The organism is Corallococcus sp. AB049A, from assembly GCF_003668885.1.
Taxonomy (GTDB): domain Bacteria; phylum Myxococcota; class Myxococcia; order Myxococcales; family Myxococcaceae; genus Corallococcus; species Corallococcus interemptor.
Genome location: NZ_RAWL01000511.1, coordinates 1 through 5634, shown reverse-complemented (window position 1 = coordinate 5634; position 5634 = coordinate 1). Strand labels below are relative to the sequence as shown.

Genomic DNA, 5634 nt, shown 5'->3' with positions numbered 1-5634 from the left:
CGCCCACAAGGCCCACTGGGGGTTGGACCCCCAGGTCGTCTTCCTCAACCACGGCTCGTTCGGCGCCTGTCCCAAGCCGGTGCTCCAGCACCAGTCGGAGCTGCGGGCCCGGCTGGAGGCGGAGCCCGTGCGCTTCCTCGCCCGCGAGCTGGAGCCGCTGCTGAACGAGGCGCGCGCCGCGCTGGGCGCCTTCGTGGGCGCGAACCCGGACGACCTGGCGTTCGTTCCCAACGCCACCACGGGCGTGAACACCGTGCTGCGCAACCTGCGCTTCCAGCCCGGCGACGAGCTGCTCGTCACCGACAACGAATACAACGCGTCCAGGAACGCGCTGGACGTGGCCGCCGCGGAGCAGGGCGTGAAGGTGGTGGTGGCGAAGCTGCCCTGGCCCGTCACGTCACCGGAGTCGGTGGTGGACGCGGTGATGGCGCAGGTGACGCCGCGCACGCGGCTCTTGCTCGTGGACCACATCACCAGCCAGACGGCGCTGGTGATGCCGCTGGCGGAGCTGGTGCGGAAGCTTCGTGAGAAGGGCGTGGAGACGCTGGTGGACGGCGCGCACGGGCCCGGCATGGTGCCGCTGGCGCTCCAGGAGCTGGGCGTGGCGTACTACACGGGCAACTGCCACAAGTGGCTGTGCGCGCCCAAGGGCGCCGCGTTCCTGTACGTGCGCCGCGACCTGCAGGCGGGCTTCAAGCCCATGGTGGTGAGCCACGGGCACAACTCGCCGCGCGCGGACCGCTCGCGCTTCCGGCTGGAGTTCGACTGGGTGGGCACGGTGGACCCCACGCCCTTCCTGTGCATCCCCACCGTCATCCGCTTCATGGCGGGGCTGGTGCCGGGCGGGTGGCCGGAGGTGATGGAGACCAACCGGAACCTGGCCCTGTCCGCCCGGCGGAGGTTGGACGCGAAGCTGGGCAACGCGACGCCGCTGTGCCCGGAGTCCATGGTGGGCAGCATGGCGTGCGTGGCCCTGCCGGACGGCTTCCCGGAGCGCCCCGAGCCGCCGCTCTACGTGGACCCGCTCCATGTGCGCCTCTTCGAGGAGCACCACATCGAAATCCCCGTCACGGCCTGGCCCCGGGCGCCCAAGCGGCACCTGCGGCTGTCCGCGCAGCTCTACAACACCCCGGCGGACTACGAGGCCCTGGAGCGCGCTTTGGAAGCGCTGCTGCGTTGAGTAGTGTTCGCGCAATGCCTCGCTTCGCATCCATCGACATCGGGACCAACTCCGTGCTGCTGCTGGTGGCGGACCGCCAGCCGGACGGCCGCTTCCAGGCCGTGGTGGAGCGCGCCGAAATCACCCGCCTGGGCCGGGGCGTGGACACCCACCGCGTGCTGTCCTCCGAAGGCATGGAGGCCACGCTGTCCGTGCTGGTGGCCTTCGCCAACGAGGCCCGGGAGCTGGGCGCGGAAGGAATCGCCGTGTCCGCCACCAGCGCCGCGCGCGACGCGAAGAACGGCGCGGACTTCATCGCCCAGGCCAAGGCCCGGGCGGACGTGACGGTGGAGATCATCCCCGGGGAGATGGAGGCGCAGCTGTCCTTCGCCGCCGTGGCCCAGGACTTCGGAAGCGAGGCCGTGGGACCGCTGCTGGTGGTGGACATTGGCGGTGGCTCCACGGAGTTCATCTACGGCAGCGACGCCGGCACGGTGGCCTTCCGTCACAGCTTCGACGTGGGCGCGGTGCGGCTCACGGAGCGCTACGTGCGCACCGACCCGCTGTCCCCGGACGAGCGCGGCGGCATCGAGGCGCACCTGCGCGACACCTTCTCCGCCCTGCCCCCGCCACCTCCCGGCGCGATGCTGGTGGGCGTGGCCGGCACGGTGACGACGCTGTACGCCGTGCAGCACCAGATGGCGACCTACGACGCGGAGGCGGTCCACGGCGGCACGCTGTCCCGGGGCGAACTGGACGCGCTCACGGACCGGCTGTGCGCCATGCCCCTGGACGCGCGACGCTCGCTGCCCGGCCTTCAGCCCAAGCGCGCGGACGTCATCCCCGCGGGCGCCCTCATCCTGCGCGAAGCGGTGAAGGCGTTGGGCCTGGATGCGTGCCGCGTGAGCGACCGCGGCCTGCGCTGGGGCCTGCTGGCACACCGCTTCGGCTCGGCCTCCTCCCGCTCATGAACGCCTCCACCCCTGTCGCTCCGTCCAGCTCGCACGCCACGCAGTCCGTGCGCGCGGGCTACGCGCTGTTCATCCTCACGCTGATCAACCTGGTCAATTACCTCGACCGGTACATCATCGCCGTCGCGCTGCCGGAGATTCAGAAGGACTTCGGCATCAACGACGCGCAGTCCGGCCTGCTGGGCACCGTCTTCATCATCGTGTTCATGCTGGCGTCGCCCCTGGGTGGCTTCCTGGGAGACCGCATCCCCCGCCGGCTCCTGGTCGCGGGCGGCGTGATTCTCTGGAGCCTGGCCACGGGGGCCAGCGGACTGGCGTCCAGCTTCACGGCGCTGCTCCTGGCGCGCGCGGTGATTGGCATTGGTGAAGCGGGCTATGGCGCGGTGGCGCCGTCCATCATCTCCGACCTGTACCCGCGCGAGCAGCGCACGCGGATGCTGTCGTACTTCTACATCGCCATCCCGGTGGGCTCGGCCATGGGCTACGGCCTGGGCGGGTGGCTGACGCAGACGTATTCGTGGCACGCGGCGTTCTTCGCGGGCGGCGTGCCGGGGCTGGTGCTGGGCACCATGGCCTTCTTCATGCCGGAGCCGCAGCGCGGCGCCATGGACGGCCCGGACGCTGCGGTGAAGCTGCCCTTCATGGAGGGCCTCAAGGGGTTGGGCCGCAACATGGCCTTCTGGGCCACGACGGCGGGCTACACGCTGATGACGTTCTCCATTGGCGGCCTGGCGTTCTGGATGCCCACGTACCTGGTGCGAGAGCGGCAGCTGTGGCTGGAGCACCCGGGCCGCGTGGGCCTCGTCTTCGGCGCCATCACGGCGGTGGCGGGCCTCACCGGCACCGTGGCCGGCGGGTGGCTGGGCGACAAGATGGACAGGAAGCGCGCGGGCGGCGGACTGTGGCTGTCCGGCATCGGCCTCTTGCTGGCGGCGCCGTGCATGTACCTGGCGGTGAACCTGAAGGACACGACGCTGACGTTCGCGGCCATTGGCGTGGCGCAGTTCCTCATCTTCCTCAACAGCGGCCCCATCAACGCGGCCATCGTCAACTGCGTGCCGCCCGCGTTCCGCGCGTTCGCCATGGGCCTCAACGTGCTGTGCATCCACATGCTGGGGGATGCCATCTCGCCCACGCTCATCGGGCAGATCGCGGACATGTCCAGCCTCCACGCCGCCATCGCCATCAACGCGGTGCCGGTGCTGCTGGGAGGCCTGGCGCTCCTGGTGGGCGCGAGGCTGTTCCGGGACGCCGTGCCCCGCGCGCAGCAGCAGGGATAGCGGTCCGTTTGAAACGCCGGGGCCTGGAATGCATCCAAGGCCCCATTCGGTTCACGCGAGGAAACGGAGGCGTTCGTGGCGGTCGCGCACTCACAGCCGGTGCACGTTTGGGACACGCCGTCGCGCACCCTGGTCGTCGCCTGCGGTCATGCCCAGCAGGCACCCTCCCCCCACGCGGCCTCGCATCCGCAGGCCGTGCTCGCGCTCTACACGGGCGGACGGGCCGTCATCGACCAGCGCACCCGGCTGACGGTGTCCGCGGGCGACGTGATGCTCATCCCCGCCGGTGAGAAGCACCGCACGGTGGCGGCCGAGCGAGCGGAGGTCTGGGGGCTCGGGTTCCATCCGTCCGCGTTCACGCACACGGAGGTGGGGCCGCTGCTGAAGCCCTTCGAGCGCGTGCGCCAGGGTGCCTCCGCCGTCGTGCCGATTCCGTCCGGACGCCAGGAGCACCTGGTGCGTCTGCTTTCGGAGCTGCACGCGGAGACGCGCGCGCCGCACCGCGCGCTGGGGGAGCAGGTGACGCGCAGCCTCTTCTCCCTGGTGCTCGCGGAGGTGGGCCGTTCGAGCACGTGGGCTCCCGTGGAGTCGCGTCCGACGCTCGCCGGTGAAGCGCTCACGTACATCGAACGGCACTGCCTGGAGCCCATCTCGCTGCGCGAGGTGGCCGCCGCCGTGGGCCGCTCTCCCGCGCACGTCACCACCGCGCTGAAGCAGGCCACGGGCCGCAGCGTGGTGGAGTGGATCATCTCCGGACGGATGGCGGAGGCGCGGCGGCGGCTGGTGTCCACCGACGAGCGCGTGGACATCATCGCGGAGCGCGTGGGCTACGCGGACCCCACGCACTTCATCCGCCTGTTCCGGCGCACGGAAGGGCTCACGCCCGCCGCGTGGCGCAAGCAGCACCGCGCGCCGGACGCGCACTGACGCTCCGGGGGCTCAGTGCCCCTTCTGCCGTGAGGGCGCGGGCTTCCCCGTCACCTGCGTGTAGCGGCGGTCCGCGTCCTCCAGGATGAGCGCGTGGTTCATCATCGCCGCGGCGATGGTGCCCGCGCTGGCCGCCGCGATGGCCGCCTGCATCGGCGTCGTCATGTCCCCCACCGCGACGACGCCCGGCATGGACGTCTCCCCCGTGGGGCCCACCTTCACGTAGCCCAGGTCATCCAGCTCCAACCCCAGCCGCGTCACCAACTCGTGCTGCTTCTGCGGCGGCGCGGAGAACATGACGCTCCGGGCAATGCGCGTCCCGTCCTCCAGTTCCACCTCCGCCAGGCGCCCGTCCCTGCCGTGCAGCGCGACAATCTTCCGCTCCTCCAGCGGGATGCCCAGGGCCTGGAGCCGTTCACGCTGCTCGGGTGGCACGTCGAAGGCGCCGTGCGTGAAGACGATGAGGTCCCTGGACCAGTTCTGGATGATGGGCGCGCCGTCCAGGTACTGCGGGTTCTTCGCCAGCATGGCGAACGGTTGGTCCTGGACCTCCCAGCCGTGACAGTAGGGACACTGGAAGATGCTGGGCCCCCACAGCTCCTTGTAGCCGGGGATGTCCATCATCACGTCCACCACGCCCATCGCCAGCAGGAGGCGCCGCGCGTCCACGGTGGTGCCGTCTCCCAGCGCCACCCGGAAGCCGCCCTCGTGCTTCTCCACGGAGCCCACGCGCGTGTCGCGCACCTCCACGTTGGGATAGGCCTTCAGCTGCTCGCGGCTGATGCTCCGGAACTCCGGGGGCGGGATGCCGTCGCGCGAACCGAAGCCGTGCATGTGCTGAGCCGCCGCGTTGCGCGGCGTGCCCGCGTCGCACAGCAGCACCTGCTTGCGCCCGCGCCCCAGATACAGCGCGGCGTTGAGCCCGCCGGGCCCGCCTCCCACGATGACCACGTCGTATGCCGCCATTGCCCTGCTCCTCGTGTGGATTCCCTTGGAGGGGGAACCTAACGGCCGGACCGGGCCCGGCAGGAGGGCGGGACTTTCGGCGGCATCGGCGGATCTTCCGGTCCGCGGTCGCCCCTACCGTGCGACGGACGCGTCGAGCTTCGGCCGGTACTCCTCCGCCAGCCGCTCCACCTCGCCCGCCAGCCGCTCTCCTTCCGCGAGCAGCCGGGCCTTCAGCCGCTTGCGGTTGCCCAGCGTGAAGAACAGCTCCAGGTCGTGCCGGATGGCGTCCCAGCGCTCCGCGAAGGCCAGCGTGAAGAGCGCCAGCGGCGGGATGCCCACGAAGGTCCCC

At 71.1% G+C, this 5634-nt stretch carries 5 protein-coding genes and 1 pseudogene; 4 read left to right on the top strand and 2 right to left on the bottom strand.

The features are described from left to right. The 4 genes from D7X55_RS34850 to D7X55_RS34835 all read left to right on the top strand — a co-directional run. Positions 1-1180, top strand: a 1180-nt coding sequence (locus tag D7X55_RS34850; protein ID WP_233610249.1) for an aminotransferase class V-fold PLP-dependent enzyme, incomplete at its 5' end; no start/stop codon positions are given. Positions 1181-1194: 14 nt separating this feature from the next. Beyond that, a complete protein-coding gene (locus tag D7X55_RS34845) occupies positions 1195-2130 on the top strand; it encodes a Ppx/GppA phosphatase family protein (protein WP_120552636.1) in 936 nt (311 codons plus the stop codon). Then, a complete protein-coding gene (locus D7X55_RS34840; protein WP_120552637.1) occupies positions 2127-3410 on the top strand; it encodes an MFS transporter in 1284 nt (427 codons plus the stop codon). Before D7X55_RS34845 ends, D7X55_RS34840 begins: the two co-directional genes overlap by 4 nt. A 75-nt stretch (positions 3411-3485) precedes the next feature. Further along, positions 3486-4337: an AraC family transcriptional regulator gene (locus D7X55_RS34835; protein WP_121725300.1), complete on the top strand. Its 852-nt coding sequence runs from the start codon at positions 3486-3488 to the stop codon at positions 4335-4337. Between the two features lie 12 nt (positions 4338-4349). On the opposite strand, the gene D7X55_RS34830 is transcribed toward D7X55_RS34835, so the two are convergent. Both D7X55_RS34830 and D7X55_RS34825 read right to left on the bottom strand, forming a co-directional pair. Further along, positions 4350-5303, bottom strand: a complete 954-nt coding sequence (locus D7X55_RS34830; protein WP_121725299.1) for an NAD(P)/FAD-dependent oxidoreductase — start codon at positions 5301-5303, stop codon at positions 4350-4352. 114 nt (positions 5304-5417) lie between these two features. Beyond that, a pseudogene (locus tag D7X55_RS34825) lies at positions 5418-5634 on the bottom strand (acyltransferase); the annotation flags it as partial.